General features: G+C 45.0%; 18 protein-coding genes and 1 riboswitch. Of the genes, 3 read left to right on the plus strand and 15 right to left on the minus strand.

All coding sequences use genetic code 11. The features are described from left to right. Positions 1-4: 4 nt before the first annotated feature. The 11 genes from AT864_RS00895 to AT864_RS00945 form a co-directional block, all read right to left on the minus strand. Positions 5-577, minus strand: a complete 573-nt coding sequence (locus AT864_RS00895; RefSeq protein WP_044742207.1) for a cob(I)yrinic acid a,c-diamide adenosyltransferase — start codon at positions 575-577, stop codon at positions 5-7. Between the two features lie 16 nt (positions 578-593). Beyond that, positions 594-1,007 carry a bifunctional adenosylcobinamide kinase/adenosylcobinamide-phosphate guanylyltransferase gene (locus AT864_RS00900; protein ID WP_066145555.1) on the minus strand — a complete coding sequence of 138 codons (414 nt, stop codon included), beginning with the start codon at positions 1,005-1,007 and terminating at the stop codon, positions 594-596. Continuing rightward, positions 941-1,594, minus strand: coding sequence for a histidine phosphatase family protein (locus AT864_RS00905; RefSeq protein WP_066145557.1), 654 nt, complete (start codon positions 1,592-1,594; stop codon positions 941-943). The genes AT864_RS00900 and AT864_RS00905 overlap by 67 nt, the downstream gene beginning before the upstream one ends. Next, on the minus strand, positions 1,552-2,325 hold the full coding sequence (locus AT864_RS00910; RefSeq protein WP_066145559.1) for an adenosylcobinamide-GDP ribazoletransferase: 774 nt from the start codon (positions 2,323-2,325) through the stop codon (positions 1,552-1,554). Before AT864_RS00910 ends, AT864_RS00905 begins: the two co-directional genes overlap by 43 nt. After that, the gene (locus AT864_RS00915) at positions 2,298-2,882 is read right to left on the minus strand and encodes a bifunctional adenosylcobinamide kinase/adenosylcobinamide-phosphate guanylyltransferase (protein ID WP_066145562.1); all 585 of its coding nucleotides are present in this window, start codon (positions 2,880-2,882) and stop codon (positions 2,298-2,300) included. The genes AT864_RS00910 and AT864_RS00915 overlap by 28 nt, the downstream gene beginning before the upstream one ends. Continuing rightward, positions 2,879-3,949 carry a threonine-phosphate decarboxylase CobD gene (gene cobD, locus AT864_RS00920; protein WP_066145565.1) on the minus strand — a complete coding sequence of 357 codons (1,071 nt, stop codon included), beginning with the start codon at positions 3,947-3,949 and terminating at the stop codon, positions 2,879-2,881. The genes AT864_RS00915 and cobD overlap by 4 nt, the downstream gene beginning before the upstream one ends. Beyond that, positions 3,924-4,856, minus strand: coding sequence for an adenosylcobinamide-phosphate synthase CbiB (cbiB, locus tag AT864_RS00925; RefSeq protein WP_066146507.1), 933 nt, complete (start codon positions 4,854-4,856; stop codon positions 3,924-3,926). The genes cobD and cbiB overlap by 26 nt, the downstream gene beginning before the upstream one ends. A 17-nt stretch (positions 4,857-4,873) precedes the next feature. Further along, positions 4,874-6,358: an adenosylcobinamide amidohydrolase gene (locus AT864_RS00930; RefSeq protein WP_066145567.1), complete on the minus strand. Its 1,485-nt coding sequence runs from the start codon at positions 6,356-6,358 to the stop codon at positions 4,874-4,876. Between the two features lie 2 nt (positions 6,359-6,360). Beyond that, positions 6,361-7,413: an iron ABC transporter permease gene (locus tag AT864_RS00935; protein WP_066145570.1), complete on the minus strand. Its 1,053-nt coding sequence runs from the start codon at positions 7,411-7,413 to the stop codon at positions 6,361-6,363. Next, positions 7,379-8,344, minus strand: coding sequence for an ABC transporter substrate-binding protein (locus tag AT864_RS00940; protein WP_066146510.1), 966 nt, complete (start codon positions 8,342-8,344; stop codon positions 7,379-7,381). The genes AT864_RS00935 and AT864_RS00940 overlap by 35 nt, the downstream gene beginning before the upstream one ends. A gap of 136 nt (positions 8,345-8,480) precedes the next feature. Next, a riboswitch (cobalamin riboswitch) is annotated at positions 8,481-8,695 on the minus strand. Between the two features lie 214 nt (positions 8,696-8,909). Further along, positions 8,910-9,524 (minus strand): PH domain-containing protein, encoded by a 615-nt coding sequence (locus AT864_RS00945; protein WP_066145573.1) that lies wholly within the window; start codon positions 9,522-9,524, stop codon positions 8,910-8,912. Positions 9,525-9,917: 393 nt separating this feature from the next. Between AT864_RS00945 and AT864_RS00950 the strand changes: the two genes are divergently transcribed. From AT864_RS00950 to AT864_RS00960, 3 genes are read left to right on the plus strand one after another with little or no spacing between them, the layout of a single operon-like run. Next, positions 9,918-11,642 (plus strand): ABC transporter ATP-binding protein, encoded by a 1,725-nt coding sequence (locus tag AT864_RS00950; RefSeq protein ID WP_156450487.1) that lies wholly within the window; start codon positions 9,918-9,920, stop codon positions 11,640-11,642. A gap of 6 nt (positions 11,643-11,648) precedes the next feature. Then, positions 11,649-12,326: a response regulator transcription factor gene (locus tag AT864_RS00955; protein ID WP_066145579.1), complete on the plus strand. Its 678-nt coding sequence runs from the start codon at positions 11,649-11,651 to the stop codon at positions 12,324-12,326. Beyond that, the gene (locus AT864_RS00960; RefSeq protein WP_082741623.1) at positions 12,323-13,378 is read left to right on the plus strand and encodes a cell wall metabolism sensor histidine kinase WalK; all 1,056 of its coding nucleotides are present in this window, start codon (positions 12,323-12,325) and stop codon (positions 13,376-13,378) included. The genes AT864_RS00955 and AT864_RS00960 overlap by 4 nt, the downstream gene beginning before the upstream one ends. Before the next feature lie 39 nt (positions 13,379-13,417). Here AT864_RS00960 and AT864_RS00965 read toward each other — a convergent pair whose 3' ends face one another. From AT864_RS00965 to AT864_RS00980, 4 genes are all read right to left on the minus strand, one after another. Beyond that, positions 13,418-15,211: an ATP-binding protein gene (locus AT864_RS00965; protein ID WP_082741628.1), complete on the minus strand. Its 1,794-nt coding sequence runs from the start codon at positions 15,209-15,211 to the stop codon at positions 13,418-13,420. Next, positions 15,211-15,927, minus strand: a complete 717-nt coding sequence (locus tag AT864_RS00970; protein WP_044742195.1) for a response regulator transcription factor — start codon at positions 15,925-15,927, stop codon at positions 15,211-15,213. The genes AT864_RS00965 and AT864_RS00970 overlap by 1 nt, the downstream gene beginning before the upstream one ends. Positions 15,928-16,551: 624 nt before the next feature. Next, the gene (gene ccsB, locus AT864_RS00975; RefSeq protein ID WP_066145586.1) at positions 16,552-17,736 is read right to left on the minus strand and encodes a c-type cytochrome biogenesis protein CcsB; all 1,185 of its coding nucleotides are present in this window, start codon (positions 17,734-17,736) and stop codon (positions 16,552-16,554) included. Next, positions 17,720-19,375 (minus strand): cytochrome c biogenesis protein ResB, encoded by a 1,656-nt coding sequence (locus AT864_RS00980; RefSeq protein ID WP_066145589.1) that lies wholly within the window; start codon positions 19,373-19,375, stop codon positions 17,720-17,722. Before AT864_RS00980 ends, ccsB begins: the two co-directional genes overlap by 17 nt. Positions 19,376-19,378 lie beyond the last annotated feature (3 nt).

Genomic DNA, 19,378 nt, shown 5'->3' on the forward strand with positions numbered 1-19,378 from the left:
TCGCTTATTGCTCTCCTTTATCACGAAAAACGATCGCGCTTCGTTCATATTCAATGTCATTCACGTTTAGTCTTGCATTCACCACGCGAGCGGCTGCAAAAAAGTAATCAGAAAGACGATTAACATATTGCAAAACAATTTCATTGATCGGCTCCGCCTTGCTCAGTGACACGATGCAACGTTCTGCTCGTCTCGTCACCGTCCGTGCCACATGAATGGCTGCAGCCGCTTTGGAACCGCCCGGCAAAATAAATTTTTCAAGCGGTGGCGCTTCTTTAATATATTCATCAATTCTTTGCTCTAAAAAGGTGACCATTTCTGCTTTCACTTTATATGGAAGCTTTTGATTCACAATGGCTAAATCACCACCGCAATCAAACAGTTCATGTTGGATCTTTTGCAATTCGCTATAAATATCTTGAAACTTCTCTTCTTCAAGCAGTGTCATGGCTTGTCCTACTAATGAATTCACTTCGTCTAATGTTCCGTAGGCTTCTACGCGCAAATGGTCTTTGTCTACGCGTCCGCCTATTAAACTTGTTTTCCCTTTGTCTCCCTTTCTTGTATACAATTTCATCTTGATTTTCCTCCCCTTATTTGATTCGTTCGGCCAAACCACACCACAAGCGATCGACACGATTGCATCTGCTTGTCAGCTCTTGGTAGCACCACCCCGTTACATCACGCCAGTCCCGTTCTTCTTCTGTAAGCGGCACAATTCCTTGAGTGATGTCACAACCGATCCATACCACATTTCTTCCCGGCTTATTTTGCTCCCATTGATGCCACGACTGAAAAAACATTGCCCAATGTTCGCGATCTGGCAAGCGCCAAATCAATGCTTCCATCCCTTCAAACACGACAACATTCTCCATCTTTTCCTCCGGAAAAAAATAATCGCCTTTATACCCATCGCACCAACGGTACCACACTTTTTCATTTAATTGATAATAGTCGCACACCCATTTCCGTTTTCCTTGAAAGGCACCTCCACTAACGAAATGCATCGTTTTCGCTCCTTCCATCGCTCGACTGTCGATTGCAGCATAAAACCGCCGCCAAACGGGATCGACCATTCCCAAAATGGACGTTCTAATGAAGCATATCGCTCCAATACATAGCGAATCGGTCCCCCATGTGTAATGACAACAAGATGAGACGATTTTGTATGGCAAGCGAGTTCGAGTGTTTTGTCCAAGGCTTGCTCCATTCGCCGACCAAAATCTCGATAATGCTCGCCATTGGGCGGGGCAATGGAAAAAGGACTTTGAATCCAGCGCTGATACTCTTTTACTTCTTTCAACTCAGCAAACGTTTTTCCTTCCCAATCTCCAAAATTAATTTCACGCCAGTCACTCATTTCCCAAACTAGCACGTCTTCCTCGCCAAACAGCAGGGCGCATGTTTGCCGACAGCGCAACAAATCGCTTGTCACCACGACCTTCGCGCGAGGATAAGCGCGAGGATCTCGTGCTTGGAGACGTGCCTGCTCTTCTAAAGCGAGCGGCACATCCGTAAAACCAATATAGCGTTTCTCTTTATTTGCTTTTGTCATTCCATGACGAAGAAATGTAAGAGCCAGATGATAAACCATAGCCATGCCTCCGTTCCCTCTACAAAAGCGCCAAGCATGTCGCCGGTGATACCGCCAAACTGCTGTTTATAAAATGTTCGGGCCATCCAAAAAGAAAGAACAACGCCAATCAATAATACAAACATCAGATGCGGCTGAAACCATCCAAATATCGCAACAGTCAGGGCAAAAAAAGAAAGAATAAACGCTTGATCCGCTCCCGTTACGTGCTCACGGAATGCGGCTGCCATTCCTGTCGGCTTAGCGAGCGGGGCTGCCATCAGCAAAAGCGCCATAAATGTTCGCGAAAAAAACGGAATGACCACAAAGACGAGCGGCGAGATGCCAGAAACGATTGTTTCATATAAAAATAAAAACCGAAACGCTAAAAGAAACACGACAGATAAAACCGCAAACGCCCCAACTCGTGAATCTTTCAAAATCTCCAGTCTCCTAGCTGTATCGCGATACGAAAAAAACGCATCGCTTACATCCATCCAACCGTCCGCATGCAGCCCGCCCGATAAAAAAATAGACAAAAATAGCAGCGAAAGGGCCAAAAACAGCGAAGACGTCGGTGTCCACCTTAACAGGAGGTACCAGCCGGCCAGAGCTGCACCAATCAATAAGCCGACAGCCGGAAAAAAACGAACGGACCAGCGGGCTGTATCTCTTTGCCAATTCACCTCTTTTCGCAATGGAAAAACAGTTAAAAATTGCAAGGCTAAAACCCATCCATCCCTAACAGCCATGGAAGGCACTCTCCTTTTTTTAAAATCGGCACACCATGGTGTACAAGAATCGCATAGTCAGCGCTATGGACAATACGCTGGTGAAGCCAGCCCAGCATTTTCATAAAATGATAGGTTCCTGCGTCTTGCGGCACTCCCCCGGAAAACAGTTCATTGGATACCATGACAAGCGCTCTCACAACAGTGCTCAATTGTGAAACAGTCCGCAGCATCCTCTCAGCCTTCTGCAAGCAAACCGCTTCTATTTCCCATCCCTCTTCATCAAATAACTCGTTCGCAAGCCCATTCGTTAAACAATCAACAAGAAGGATATCATTCGGCCCAAATTGGGAGGCTAACTCATGTAAATGAAGCGGCTGCTCCCACGTGGTCCACTGGATGGATTGCTGACAGCGCCGTCGCTGATGATGAATGATGCGCTCCTTCATTTCCTGATCGGTTGTTTTCGCAGTCGCAATATAATGGACCGTATTTTGCCGCGAAGCAAGCGCTTGAATGCATTGCTCCGCAATTCCGCTTTTCCCACTGCGAACACCGCCGCTAATAAAGATCATCATGGCTGCCACCTCGTGAAAAACGATAGAAGCTGATCATTTTCTCTTTTGCTCCTCACAGCAAAACGCAAATAGCGGCCCTCGAGTCCCATGAAATTTTTTGTATGCCGAGGAATGAATCCCTCTTGTAGCAAATCATAAAATAAACGATCCATTGAACCACTAGGCGCTCGTAACAAATAAAAATTTACAGCTGATGGTGATACGTAATAGCCCAATTGCCGAAACGCCGCCGTCATTCGCTCTCGTTCCTTAGCGATCATTCGCTTCGTATGGACGACAAACTCGTTCATTGGCAACAGGCGCAGAGCGAGCTGCTGTGCTACTTGACTTATGCTCCATGGCGGCTGAAGTGCTTCAAGCTGCTCAATGATCTCGTGACGAGCTGCGATATAGCCCACACGTACCCCCGCTAAATGATACATTTTTGTTAAAGAACGAAGCACGATCAGACGCGGAAAAAAATCTAGCCATTTTATAGCGGTAAAAGAAGGTTCGCAAAATGGAATAAACGCCTCATCAATCACGACAACCGTCCGTTTTTGCTCCGCTTTTTCCAACAGCCAACGGAGCTGTTGCGGCTCCATCACGATCCCAGTCGGATTATTAGGCTGGCATAAGAAAATAACATCGGTCTGTTCGATCAGCTTAAGCCAGTCCTCTTGCTTGTACATCCATTGGCTTGCTTCATCAGCCATGATGGAAACAATCTCACAGCCGCGGGCAAGACAAGCGAGGCGATATTCAGAAAATGTCGGTTCCGCAATGCCGATTCGTTTCCCGGAAAATAATTGCGCTAGGAGATCAATACATTGTGAAGCGCCGTTCCCAAGCAGTATTTGCTGAACATCGAGCTGCTCCATACGTGCAAGATAGCGCTTCAATTCTGAAGCTGACGGATCTGGATATTCCATTGCCCATTGATAAAACTCTGTTTGTGTAGGCCAGACAGCAAGAGGAAGGGGGAACGGATTGGTATTGACACTAAAATCAATCCATTCATCCGGAATAGAGAGACCGACGCTTTGATATAATTGTTGCGGATTAGCCCCATGTGCCGGCAGCTTCAACGATCATCCCTCCTAACGAAAGCAGTGCAAGAAATACGACAACCGTTCGAAACATCACATGAACAGCTTGGCGAATGTGCTCTTTTTTCAGCTCAACCAGCGCCTCTCCTATTTTCGGACGTTGCGAGATGACGCCTTGATACGTGTTGGTTCCTCCTAGCTGTACGCCCAACAAGGCAGCCATGGCAGCTTCGCCCCAACCGCTATTCGGGCTTGGGTGCTTGCGGGCATCGCGCAACACCAGACGAAGGCAGCCGCGAATGTGCCGGCTATTTCCAAGCACCATCACAATTCCCGTCAACCTAGCTGGTATGTAATTTAATACATCATCTAGCCGTGCAGATGCCCAGCCAAAATCGCCATATTTCTCATTTTTATAGCCAAGCATAGAATCGCACGTATTAACAGCGCGATAAACTAAAGCCAATGCTCCGCCGCCGACAAGCGCATAAAAAAGCGGTGCCGTAATTCCATCGCTCGTATTTTCAGCCACCGTTTCGACACAAGCTCTAACAATTTCCGGCTCATTCAGCGTTTCCGTATCGCGGCCAACAATCATGCTTAGCTCGTTTCTTGCCTTTTCTATATCTCCTTGTTCAAGCGGAATCATCACATTCCACGCTGCCTCTTTTAAACTTTTGGCGGCAATCGTCGTAAACATAAGCAAAGCTTCGATTACGACGCCAAATACAACGGAAACGCGGTAGCTTTCATATATGATGATCGAACTGATTCCATAGACCACTGCAACAACGATTCCAATCGTTACGATCCCTTTTACCCGCCGCATTCGTCCACGATTCAGCCGATGATCCAGCCAGGCAATCAATCGGCCCATTCCGCGCACCGGGTGCGGCAACCAACGCGGGTCACCGATGAAAAAATCAATGACGACCGCTAAAGCCATTGCGAGCAAATGATAGGTCACTTCCCATCGCCTCTCCGTTTTTTATATTTGCGCAACGCTTCCGTTGTCGCCTCATACACAAAACGGCCAATCGCTTTGCCAAGCGGCGTAGCCGTTCCAGCATACTCAAACAAGCGTCCTGTTTGTGATGAGGCAATGGCAATGCAATCAGTGGATGTGCCAGTAGCCAGCGTATGTGTTTCCGGATCAAGTACGTGTGCATCATATAACGCTTTCACTTTCGCTTCCGTTGTCGTCATCATGGCCTGTACAAATGCTGTCTCATTTAATTGGCCATCAATAAAAATAAATACGTTAATCGTACCGATTCCTTCCGCTGTCTCCCTTTTTTCCCACGCTTTTGCAGCATCCACCGCATTTCCAACGCCCGCGGTCACCATCACGAATAATGGCACTTCCTCTTCGCTGCTCTTTATCCATACGGCATCCTCTAAATAGACAGCGGTCATCATGCCAATGGTACGATGCACGGCAAAAGAATGGGATTGTAAATATTGCTTCATTTCTGTCTCTGGATCATCACAGCGATAATGCTTCGGCACATGTCTATTCACAAAGTGTGTAGCCCATTGAAAACCAGCGCCAACCACAGCCGATGACAGCACTTTAAAAGGCTGCGGTGTGGTAATGACAATCTGTTCGCCGTCTTGAGCAATCGTTAACGCACTTAAGGAATCGTTCTGTTGCCTCGTATCGGAATAGGTCTGAGGAACAAACGTGAGAAGCGGCTTGGACACAACGGGATGCGCTTGACGCCGCACAGACGCTTGAAATACGGTTTCTAATTGTTTTTCTTCAATCATATCGCTTGGTTCGCCGAGTCCCGCCATCTTTCCTTCATGAAGCAACAAAAGCCGGTCACAATATAAGCTAGCTAGATTCATATCATGAAAAATGGCTACAACCGTTAACTGATTTTCTTCTGTCCATTTTTTTAATTGATCTAGCAGTTTGATTTGTTGGGCAATATCCATGTGGTTGGTCGGTTCATCGAGAAAAAGCAAGCTCGGCTTTTGGGCAAGCGCTCTTGCTAAATAGACGCGCTGCCTTTCTCCACCGCTTAAACGGTCGATGGTTTCCTGTTCTTTATGTGCCATCCCCACTTGTTCAAGCGCTTCGGCTACCGCCTGTTCATCCTCCTCTGTCCATGTTGGAAATAACCCTGTTTGATGGGCATAGCGTCCTAACTCTACCGTTTCTTTGACAGTATAGCCAAATGCTGAATCGGCGCTTTGCGGGAGAACAGCGACAAGGCGCGCCAGTTCTTTTGACGAAAAGGAAGCAAGCGGGACGGCGTTCAGTGTAATGGTCCCCTTTTGTAAAGAAAGCTCTCTGCTTAACAGCTTTAATAATGTTGTTTTGCCGCTGCCGTTAGGTCCTAAAATTCCAAAAAACTGTCCTTGTTCCACAGTGAAGGTAATGTTCTGCAACACCGCTTTTTCTCCGTATTGATAGGAAACATCATGAACGTTTAACATCATTTTCACGTCTTCCTTTTCATTCTATTTAAAAATAACCCCGCAAACAAAGGTGCGCCAATTAACGAAGTAATGATGCCGATCGGCAATTCACTCGGTGAAATCATGGTTCGCGCCGCTAAATCGGCTAGCACTAAAAAAGCGCCCCCGTATAAAAGCGATAGCGGTAAAAGCAAGCGATGATTCGGTCCCGCAACAAGACGAATCATATGAGGAACGACCAAGCCCACAAAGCCAATCGCCCCCGACACAGCAACAGCCGCCCCTGTTAATAAGGAAGCGCCGATTAAAATGACCAGCTTGCGCTTGGCAACATGGACACCTATGTGAGCAGCTGCCTCTTCACCAAAGGCAAAAGCGTTTAACTCGCGGTGATTCACTAATAACAGCAAACATCCTATTATAAAAAACGGAAGCATCATGACAACATATTTCCAGCTTCGCATCGCGACGCTTCCCATCAACCAAGTAATAATTTGCCGCAGTTCCTCTCCTGTCAGCGCAATCATAAGCGAGATCAACGCGCTGAAAAATGCGCTGAAAATAATTCCGGTTAAAATGATCGTTTCCACTGACATGCGCGGATCGACGGCGCGAGTAAAAAACAAAACGAGAAAAAGAGTCAGCAATCCAAACGCAATGCTCATGATCGGTAATGTAAACGATCCAAACCACGGCAATTGCAGATGAAAGAACAAAACGACGACCGCTCCGACTGACGCGCCCGATGATACTCCAAGCGTATAAGGATCAGCCAATGGATTTTTTAGCAATCCTTGAAACGCCGCTCCCGCCAACGAAAGGGAAGCGCCGACTAAAAAAGCCAAAACAACGCGCGGCAAGCGGATGGCCATCACAATTTGCACAAGCGTATCAGGAATGTCAGGGGACGGCGCAATTCCCCACCATTGCTCTAAAAAAATGTCAATAATAGACGAAAAGGGAATCGATAGTGAGCCTATCGATATCCCTAACAACATGCACACGACCACCGCCGTAAGAGCGATGACGTAGGCAATTATATTATTTAAAGATTTCCGGATAAATGACTTTGGCAAGTTCCTCTACCCCTTCAACAAGGCGTGGGCCTGATCTTGTGACTAAATCAGAATTCACCTCATATACGCGTTGATTTTTAACCGCCGAAACGTCCTTCCACGCCGGTCGTGCCATCACTTGCTTTACAGCATCTTTCACATAGTCTCCATACGTGACAACAATTACATCCGGATTGAGCGCTACCGCTTTTTCTTCCGTAAACATCGGCCATCCTTCTTGATCGCCAGCCACGTTTTCTGCTGAAATCGCTTGCAGCATGTCATTGATAAATGTTCCCTTTCCTGCTGTATAAATTTGTGGCGCCGGCTGCACTTCCACCCATACTTTTACCGGATTTTTCACGTTTTTTGCTTTTTCCTTGATGGCTTCAAGCTTTGATTTCATCTGGTTAACAATTTGATCGGCTTTTTTCGTTGTCCCTGTTGCTTGTCCAATTAATTGGATCGAATGGTAAACATCATCAAATGTTTTGGCATCGTTCACAACAAGCACTGTAATTCCCGCATCCTTCAGCTGCTGCAGGCCGTCCCGCGAATTATGGGCACTCGATGCGTGGGCAAGCACTAAATCAGGCTTGAGTGAAATAATTTTCTCCACGTTAAACTCCATGCCGCCAATTTTTTCTTTATTTTTTACATCTTCCGGATAGTTATCAAAATCACTGACTCCAACAATTTTCTCTCCTAAACCAAGTTCATAGGCAATTTCCGTATTGCTCGGAATTAACGAAACGATTTTTTTCGGTTCGGACTGAATCGTGACCTCTTCCCCTAATCCGTCCTTAACGGTTACCGGGAAAGCAGCTGTTGCTTCTTGCTTCGCATTGGATGAATGAGTGGATTTGTCTGTTTCTTGATTACCGCACGCGGCAAGAAGGCCGAACGTCAGCATCAACACAAGCAGCCACGTATAATACCTCAGTTGCTTCATCATGGTTTCTCCTCCTGCACATATAAATTAAAAAATGCCCATCCCGGACGGAATGAGCAAGAAACGACAAACCATAGAGTTGTGGCAGCATAATAACCACCTTTTGCCGTTTCGCCATCTCACCCCCCGAAGATTGGAAACATCGAGCAGTCAGGGCAGGTCTACTGACTTATGCTTCATCCTACTTTGAACCTTCCCATGCGGCCAACAGCTTGCCCATCAATACCGCACAGTGGTTATTTCATTTCGTCAGCATTTACAGTTGCGGGGACAGTTCTGGATTCGCACCAGATTCCCTATTAAGCCTATTAGCGATTCGCTCACTTCGGCACCCTTCTGCATCGATATACAATTGTAAAAAATAATCGAACAATTGACAGTTACAATATTAAAGGACGAAAGGCTGTTTGGCAACAAAAAAATGACGGAATTCGCCATTTTTCCCGTCTCTACTTATACGGATCTCATTTTTTAACGCATTGGCGTGATGAAAGCACATCCACCGACTTACCGCAAAAACGACTCGAACAGCAGTTTATCGCCATTCGAGTCGTTTGGATCGCTATTAATTGTTAATATAGCGTTCAAATACATCCCCAAAATCTTTCACTGTATACTGCTTCTTAGTCTCAACAAGCCAGTTGAACGCGATTTGATTTAGCTCTTTAAACTGTTCAGCAATGCTGTTTGGAGTGCTGGCGACACGCCCTAGCACGGAGGAGGCAACATCGAGACTTTTTCGCGCAAAGTCGAGCGTCGTTTCATTTTCATGGCAAATTTCTGAAATTTTTAAAAGTGCTTTATATAAATCTTTCACTTCTTCCAGATGCTTTTTATGCACATCAATCGAATAGTGCTCCGATCCGATAGTAAATTTAATCTCTACATCTAAATCGACCGTGCCTGCCGTCTCAAGCGATACGCCGGCAATTGGATGCTTATAGTAATCATAACGGCGCAGCGTTCGCTTTTTACTTGTCGCGCTCGTCCCATCTAAATGAATAAGCGCTCGGTTAGTAAAGCAATATTCATCTGATTTGGACTTAATCAAAAAATAAATCTTTTCTCCATCTTCATGCATCACATAATCGTCTGCGTCCACTTTATCATAATTTTCGGGTTTAATGACAGAGCCGATATCACTTAATCCGAGAACATCAGCAGCAACTTTGCCAAACATCCAGCATCTCCTCCCCTTTCTTTTCTTACAATCCCATTATACCATCCATTTGCTTTCCAGATCCGATAAACAGAAAAAATAAAAAATGGATTTATAGCCGATTCAAAAGCACAATCCTTTTTTAACAGATGGAGGCAAATCATAGAACACTGTCCAATACAACTTTTTATAAACGTCATTCTTCGCTGAAACCTCCGTGCCTTGTCACAGGATCAAGAGACGATGCGAGTGCTATAATATATTTATGATGATGTCCCAAAGTTCATATTCTGTTCATAAACATCAAGTACAATACATACACGACAGCATAAAAATCATAGCAAAAAGAGTGGTGATCAAATCGTGCAAAAGCAATCATTAGAAGAAAAAGCAGACTGGCGCTCGTTTATCTGGATGATTCAAGCAACGAAGCCGCCTAAAATGATCATGATTATTGCGCTATTCTTAAGCGTGGCGTCTTCCATCGTCAGCTTAACGATTCCGCTATTTACGAAAAAAATGATCGATGGCTTCACCGTTTCATCATTAAATAAAACGACGATCATTTTGCTTGTTGGCGCCTTTATTGCGCAAACGATCGCTAGCGGCTTCTCCATCTACTTGATTAACTATACAGGAGAAACGGTTGTATCCAGACTAAGAGAACAAGTATGGCAGAAGCTGCTGCATTTGACCATTCCGTACTATGATCGTCATCGTACAGGGGAAACGGTTAGCCGAATTACAAATGATACCGCTATTGTGAAAGGATTAATTACAGAGCATACAGCCAACTTTTTCAATGGCATTATTTCCATAACCGGCTCTGTCGCATTATTGCTGTACTTAGATTGGAAAATGACGTTGATTATCTTTATTCTGCTTCCACTAGCCGTTAGCATTATGATCCCGTTAGGAAGACAAATGTTTAAAAACTCTAAAAGGCTGCAGGATGAAACGGCGCAATTTACTGCTTTTATTACACAAGTGCTGTCAGAAATTCGCCTTGTGAAATCATCCAATGCCGAACAGCTTGAATATGAAAAAGGAAAAAAAGGCATTTCGCATTTATTTCGCTATGGATTGAAGGAAGCAAAAGTTCAGGCCATGGTCATGCCATTGATGGGAATTGTGCTTATGCTTCTGCTTGTTGTCATTCTCGGCTTTGGCGGATATCGGGTTTCTACAGGGGCAATGACGGCCGGAGGGCTCGTTGCTTACATTTTATATCTTTTCCAGATGGTCATGCCGCTTGCTGCATTCAGTACTTTCTTTACACAATTGCAAAAAGCGATGGGAGCCACACAACGCATCATAGCCACGCTGCGCGAGCAGGAAGAAGACTATCTGTCTGGAGAAGAAGTCGCTCGCATTGATGAACCGATCCATGTCAATCATTTATCGTTTTCATATGAAAACGGTGAACCGATTTTAAAGAACGTAAACTTTACGATTGAACCGGGAAAAGTGACAGCGATCGTCGGCCCGAGCGGTTCAGGAAAAACGACGTTCTTTTCCATCTTAGAGCGGTATTATACACCGACAAGCGGCAGCATTTTTCTCGGCGAGAAACCTATTCATGCCCTTTCTTTATCTTCATGGCGCCAGCAAATTGGTTATGTATCTCAAGAAAGTCCGCTTATCGCTGGAACGATTCGTGACAATATTTGCTACGGGCTTGATCATCAAGTAAGTGACGAAGGATTAAAATGGGCAGCCGACATGGCCTATGCTTCTCCGTTTATTGAAGAATTGCCACAAAAATATGAAACAGAGGTCGGCGAGAGAGGCATCAAGCTTTCCGGCGGGCAGCGCCAACGCATCGCCATCGCCCGCGCGCTGCTGCGCAACCCGCGCATTTTATTATTGGACGAAGCCACGTCCAACCTCGACAGCCAATCGGAAATGGCGGTGCAAAAAGCGCTGCAAAACTTAATGAAAGGGCGAACGACGATCGTGATTGCCCATCGATTATCGACGGTCATCAACGCTGATCAAATCATTTTCATGGAAAAAGGCGAGATTACGGGAATGGGGACGCATCAAGAGCTGTTTGCCACCCATGCGCTTTATCGAGAATTCGCCATCCAACAATTGCATCTTCATGAAGAAATGCAAAAAAATACGGCTAAAGGATGAGAACGTATGGCAAAGTTATTGATTGTGGATGATGATGATCATATTCGCGAGCTTTTGAAAGTTTTGCTTGAAAGCGCGGGGTTTGAAACTTATGAAGCGGCTGACGGCCGGCAGGCGCTTCGATTGCTAGAAACCGTCAAAATAGATCTGGCCATTCTCGATATTATGATGCCGGTAATGGACGGCTGGGAATTGTGCGAAGAACTTAGGCATTTTGCCGATATCCCCATTTTAATGCTTACCGCTAAAGGCGAGACATCACAAAAAGTGAGGGGATTTGAGCTGGGGGCGGATGACTACTTAGTCAAGCCTTTTGAACCAATGGAGCTGATAGCAAGGGTTAAAGCCTTGTTGAAACGCTACCGCATCGCGAATTCGCACACAGTGCAAGCAGGAAGGCTGTTGCTTGATGAGAAAACTTACACGATCACGTGGGACGATTCTATGCTCACGATTCCGAAAAAAGAATTTGAGCTTTTATTCAAGCTAGCGAGCTATCCTGGAAGGACACTATCAAGAGATGAATTAATTGAAGATATTTGGGGCTATGATTATGAAGGGGATGAACGAACCGTCGACGTCCATATCAAACGGTTGCGCGAACGATTTTCTGAAGAAAAGAGCGGCTTTAAAATCATAACTGTCCGCGGCTTAGGCTACCGCTTAGAGGTGCAGCAGCCGTGAACAAGCGTCCTTCCATCTTTCTTTTCATATGGCGTTTTTTCATCGGGATCTTTTCGTTAATTTCTTGTTGGACGATCGCTTTTTTCTTAACGAATTACTTGTACCGCCATTTTCATTACCATCCGTCCGATTATGTGCGCGAGCTGATTAATTTTATCGTCGGCCTTTTCATTCTGGGAGTAGCCGTTCAATTTCTTGAGAAAATGGGGGGATGGCGGGCAAAACAAATGGAATTTTTCCATTCCATGAAAAAATCATTTGAGCAAATTGCCAACGGAAATTTTAACATCAGGCTTGAATCCATTTCGCCGCATTCTCCGTTTAATGAGCTTGTAGAAAGCATTAACCGAATGGCCCAAGAATTAAGCGAAATGGAACAGCTGCGGCAAGAATTTGTTTCCAATGTCTCTCACGAAATTCAATCGCCGCTAACATCGATTATCGGCTTTATCCATGCGTTGAAAAATGGCAAGCTCAGCGCCGAGCAGCGCGCCCGCTATCTTCATATTATCGAAACTGAGAGCAAACGGCTGTCGAAATTAAGCGATAACCTTTTAAAGCTGACCTCGCTTGAATCAGAGCATCATCCATTTGAACCGAAAAAATACCGGCTGGATCAGCAGCTAAAAAACATTGTGCTTGCTTGCGAGCCGCAGTGGCTAGAAAAAGCCATTGACATCGATATCGTGCTCGATAAAACCGAAATTGTGGCGGACAAAGATTTACTCGATCAAGTATGGGTGAACTTGCTCCATAACAGCATTAAGTTTACTCCCCAAAAAGGAAAAATTTCAATCAGTGTGTCTCAAAGCGGACAAAAGATTCAGGTCGCTGTCTCCGATACAGGGATTGGCATGTCTGAAGAGGAAAAAATGCATATGTTTGAACGGTTTTATAAAGCAGACCGCTCGCGAAATCGCTCTGAAGGCGGAAATGGCTTAGGGCTTACAATTGTCAAAAAAATCGTTTCCATGCATCACGGCGACATCAAAGTCGAATCAACGAAAGGAAAAGGAACCACCATTTTTGTTTCTTTGCCGTCCGGCAAGTAAGTGCAAAGGGTGTCTGAAAAGCGAATGTTTCAAACGCTTTTAGACACCCTTTGTTTCGTTCAGCGGCAACGTAAACGTAAACGTTGTCCCCTCGCCGAGCTTGCTATGAGCATGGATCGTACCTTTATGCGCCTCGATAATATTTTTAGCGATGGCAAGCCCCAGCCCTGTGCCAGAACGTCCGCGAGTACGTGCCTTATCCGCCTTGTAAAAGCGCTCAAATACAAATGGTAAATCCTCCTCAGGAATGCCTGATCCCGAGTCCTGCACATGAATGGATACCCCTTCTCCCGTTTGTTCGACAACCACCTTCACCATGCCGTTCTCCTCTGTATGGCGAAGGGCATTGTCAATCAAATTGGTCAATACTTGTTCGATGCGATCCGGATCCATGTTTATATGCAAATCCTCACTCCGAAACTCTGTAGATAAATCAATTTGCTTTTCTTTCGCTAATCCTTGAAATTTGCGAGTCACCCGTTCAATGTATGGCCGAAGCTGAACATCTTCATAATTGAGCGTAATATGTCCGGCTTCCATTCGCGCCAAATCCAATAAATCATTGACAAGTCGCCCCATTCGCAACGATTCATCATAGATTACCTTTGCCATTTCTTTTTTCTCTTCATCTGTTGCCGCAATGTCATCAATGATGGCTTCGCTATACCCTTGTAGCATGGCAATAGGGGTGCGCAATTCATGTGATACATTGGCAATAAAATCCTTGCGCAGCTTGTCCAAGCGGCGCTCTTCCGTCATATCCCTCAGCATCGCCACGGCTCCACGAACAGCGGTTTGATTATAAAGCGGCGTCATTAAAATCACCCATGTCCGCCCTTGCAGCGTCACCTCTGCCACCTGTCTTGTTTCTTCCTTTACCACGCGGGCAAACTGTTCTTTTACTTGCGGCGGCAAGGCTGCCATGGCTTCGCTTTCATTTCCTTGTTCAAAATACCAAGCCTGCAAAAAACGCTCAGCGGGCGGATTGGTAATTAAAATTTCCCCATCGCGATTGAATGTGATGACTCCATCTGCCATGCTGCTTAAAATACTAGCCAGCTGCTCTTTTTCTTGATTAAGGGCATTAATATTAAACTGCAAACGCCTTCCCATCTGATTAAACGCCATCGCCAATTCCCCAATTTCATCATGCGTTAGAATCGGGACTTTGGTGTCAAATTTGCCACGCGCCACTTCAAAAGCGGCTTGCCGCATTTTGCGCAGCGGCGCGGTAATGCGCGTGGACAAAAAAAACGCAAATACGGTTGTCATGACAATGGCAATAAACGCAGCCAGAAAAATGAGCCTTTTCGTTTGCTGGGTCGTATCCTCCACGGCGTTCAGCGATTGGTAAACAAACACGGCGCCGTGTTTTCCATCGTTCAGAGCAACAGGCACACCTACAATCAACCATTCATTATAACGATCTTCTTTTGCTTGAAGACTAGGCAAATAGGTTTTCTTTTTCACTTGCTTTTGCTTTGTGATGACTGCGCGAAGCTCTTGATCTTCTTCCACAAACGATATCGGCAAATCACGAATCTGTGAGCTAGCCGGCAAATACCAATAGTGAGTTTTATCCGCGACAATGATCGCTTTGGATGTATTTCCCACTAACGTTGCCGCAATCGAACGGGCAAGCGCTTCATCCCGATGCTCCTGCATCACTTCTGATACTCTGACGGCCAGCTGTGTGAGCTCTTTTTCTGCCTCCTGCACATGATAGGTTTCGAAAAACTTTAATAATAGAATGGTTAAAATGAATAAAACACATGAAACGAGAAGCAAAATAGTCGCCCATAGCTTCCCGACGACGCTCCGCAAAAACCACATCATTCATTCACAACCTCAAATTTATACCCCACTCCCCAGACGGTGACAATCATCTTAGCAGCGGCTGGGGAAACCTTATTCAATTTTTCACGAAGCCGCTTAATGTGTGTATCCACTGTACGCAAATCGCCAAAAAACTCATAATGCCACACTTCCTTTAACAACTGCTCGCGATCAAATACTTTATCAGGCGATTTAGCTAAAAATAGCAGCAGCTCATATTCCTTTGGCGTCAAGCTGACTTCTTTTCCATCAGCCGTCACGCGATGGGCATCATTATCAATCGTTAAGTGTGGAAACACAAGCACATCCTTCGCTGTTGTATCCGTTTGGACATAAGTCATATTGGCTGCACGGCGAAGCAAAGCTTTGACTCGTAGCACGACTTCGCGCGGACTAAACGGCTTTACAATATAGTCATCCGTGCCGGCTTCAAACCCTTGCACGCGATTCGCTTCTTCTCCTTTAGCGGTCAGCATAATAATTGGTGTTGCCTTTTTTTCACGTATTTCTCGACATACTTCTACGCCGTCCTTACCCGGCAACATTAAATCAAGCAAAATTAAATCATAATCATTTTCCAACGCTTTTTTGAGGGCATCCCCCCCATTATCAGACTCCTCAATCACATACTCCTCACGTTCTAAATACATCTTCAGCAAACGGCGAATCCTCTCTTCATCATCAACAACTAAAATTTTGATTTGTTTATCCATATTGAACATCCTCCCTTGCTCACTATTTTACAAAAACCGCACCATTTTATCTATATAAATACAACTTAAAGATGGAACGAATGGCATCTGCAAAAGCCAATGGTTGAAAATCCTCGTAACGAACGCGGCCATAAAAAACGGCTTAACTCCGTATTCAAACCAATGCGAACATTGTCCATTTGGAACAGCCGAAAGACGTTCAGGCGAAAAAATCCTGAACAACGACCCATTCATGAGAAGATGCGACTGATGCTTTAAAAACGAGAATTCCTATTTTTTTACAATTGAAGTAAATCGGTGATTGTCCTCGGTCATGCCAACGTATGTGATCAAGCACCGATATCGGCTATCGTCTGAACGCTTAGGAACAAATGCTGACGCGGTAAGTTGTGTCGATATAAAATCAATGCGAGCTGATTCCAGATTTCGCAACCCTTTCCCCCTATTCTTTCTATCCATTGAAGCGTTGTCATTGTTCCTTTATGTCGATTGTTCACTCCAAATCGATATCAACATGAACAAATGGGAGTTTCTTCTATAATATGAATATGTTATCCTGAAACTACTATCCAAAAACAAGAAAAAGGGGATCCCTTGAGAGGATACCCCTTTTTTCGCTGATGCTTATGAGCCGGCATAAGAATGCAATCCAGCAATAACTAAATTGACCGCAACGAGGTTAAACATAATAATCGCAAAACCGATCACCGCAAGCCATGCAGACTTTTCCCCATGCCATCCTCTCGATAAGCGCAAGTGCAAAAACGCAGCATAAAAAAGCCATGTGATCAGCGCCCATACTTCCTTCGGATCCCATCCCCAGAAACGTGTCCAGGCAATTTGCGCCCAAATCATAGCAAAGATCAGCGCTCCAAGCGTAAACACAGGAAATCCAATCGCAACTGCACGATAACCAATCTCATCAGTTAAATCTAAATTGACGTTTTTGACAAACGGCTGTAGCGCAGCAGCAACACGCTTCCGCAATAGGAGACGCAGCAGCAAATAAAGCACTGCACCGCCAAATAATGACCAAATGACGGTATTCAGCTTTTTGGCATTAATGATGGCCGGCATTTCTACAAGCGGCTTTAGACGGTCCGCGCTCTGCTTTTCCAGAGTCCATTGATGCGGACCGACAAGCGCCGGCATTTGATACACCACTTCTTGCGTTTCCTTATTTTTATCAACCCATTTAAATTTGGCTTCATAATCAGCGAGTCCAAAGGCGCTAGAAACCGCAACAAACCCGAGAGTCGTAATCAAGCAAAATAGCACAAATTCCAGCCAAAATGTCCGTTTTGACGATTTGGACTGATCGACTACACGAATCAAATAAATCAATCCTGCCGCAAAGCTAATCGCTAATATCGCTTCTCCCGCAGCAGCGGTTGTGACATGGATATGTAGCCAATCGCTTTGCAGCGCCGGAATCAGCGGTGTAATTTCCCGCGGGAACATGCTGGCATAAGCGATCACAAGAAGAGCAACCGGTAGTGTAAAGACGCCAAGAATGCTTGTTTTATAAATGAAATAAATGATAATAAATGCGCCGACAAGCATCATTCCGAAAAAAGTAGTAAACTCAAACAGATTGCTGACAGGAGCATGTCCAGCTGCAATCCATCGCGTAATAAAATATCCTACCTGAGACAGAAAGCCTACAATGGTAATCACAATCCCAATCGTTGCCCAACGGTTCGTTTGTGGTCGATCTTTTTTATCGCGAATCGTTCCACCGAAAAAAAATGTGCCAATTAAATACAGAACGAATGCGATATATAGCAGCGTACTACTTAGTTGCGCCATTCCCTTTTCCCCCTTGCGCTTCTTTCTTCTCTTCCTCTGCCTGATCGATCGGCATCATTAATCCCGTTCCTTCAATAATAGCTCTCACTTCATTTTTCAGACCAAACCAGTTTTTATTGGTATGAGCAGCCAGCAGCACTTCCCCGTTAACAAGTTTAAGCCAAATGCGGCGATGATTCCAATACATTCCCTGAATAACGCCAATCATAAAAATGGCTCCGCCGACTCCCAAAATCCATAAAGTAAAATCTCGGCGCACCGTCAGCGCAGATACATTTCTTGTCTCTACGCCAGCAAACGCCATTTTATATTTGTTATCACCAAACGGTTCAATTGTCTGGCGAATGGCCACAAAGCTTACCTCTCCTTTTGGCTTGTCCGGCGTATACATTTTAAAAACAAAGGCCGGATTGTTAGGAACTCGCGATTTTGTCGCCGGGTTGCCGTCATCATCAAAATAAAAATCAGGAAAGTAGCTGAGCAACTCCACCCGATAGCCTTTTCCTAAATCATAAGATGGCTTCGGATTATTTAAATCGATTGAAAGATTTCCAAATACGGTTTCCGTTTGTTTGTCAATCAGCTCAAAGGACATTTTGTTCAATTCATTCAGCTTAAAATCTACTTGGTACAATGCGTAATGGTCGTACTTAAGCGGGTCGTTGACACGAATGCGATATTCTTTCACTTTTTTTAACTTCGGTTCTTCACCAGGCACAGTTGGACCTACTCGCTTATATAGCACCGCAGTTGTTTGATAGGTTTTCGCCACCATTCCGCTTCCGACACGATCAATCGCTTCATTAAAAGCCGGATTGTCTTTTCCTTTTTCATATGTTTCAAAAACAAATTTTTCATTTTTTAAAAAATACTGGCCGTTTGTTCCGGGAATTTCTTTCGTTTCTCCTTCGCGAATCCAAAGTACCTTATCCACATACATGCCTGGTACAAAGCGAAGCATGGCGCCAATCAAGAAAATGATAAGTCCGATATGGTTGACATATGGACCCCATCGCGAAAACCGGCCTTTTTCCGCCAAAATATTACCGTTTTCTTCGCGAACATGATACCGCCGCTTCGCCAAACGCTGCTTGACGGTTTCTAAAAAAGATTCATCTTCCATGCTTGTTGCGCTAAATAAGCGCTGACGGCGCAAAAATGATTCATGGCGTGTCACCCCTTGCTTTTTTAGCGCACGATAAAGAGGCACAACTCGGTCTAAACTACAGATCACAAGCGATACCCCGATGGATGCAAGCAGCAGAATATACCACCATGAACCATACAAATTATCAAACCCTAGCTCATAGTATAACTTTCCCGCCCAGCCATACTGGTCCTCATAATATTCGGCAGGCGTCACATTAGGCGGCAAATACATTTTTTGTGGAAAAATCGTACCAATCGCCGAAGCAATCAGCGTTATCACAATGAGCCATACTCCGACCTTGACAGACGAAAAGAAATTCCAAATTTTATCAATGATTGTTTTGTTATAGGTTTGGGAACGCCGAGCGCTCCCTTCATAGCGCATATCCAGCAACGGTTTCGCCGTATGCTCCAGCGGCTTTCCGCAAGATTCGCATAACACGGTACCGTATGGATTGACGTGGCCACATTCGCATTTTACTTGTTCCATAAT

Origin of the sequence: Anoxybacillus sp. P3H1B, from assembly GCF_001560855.1 — a bacterium.
Lineage (GTDB): Bacteria > Bacillota > Bacilli > Bacillales > Anoxybacillaceae > Anoxybacteroides > Anoxybacteroides rupiense.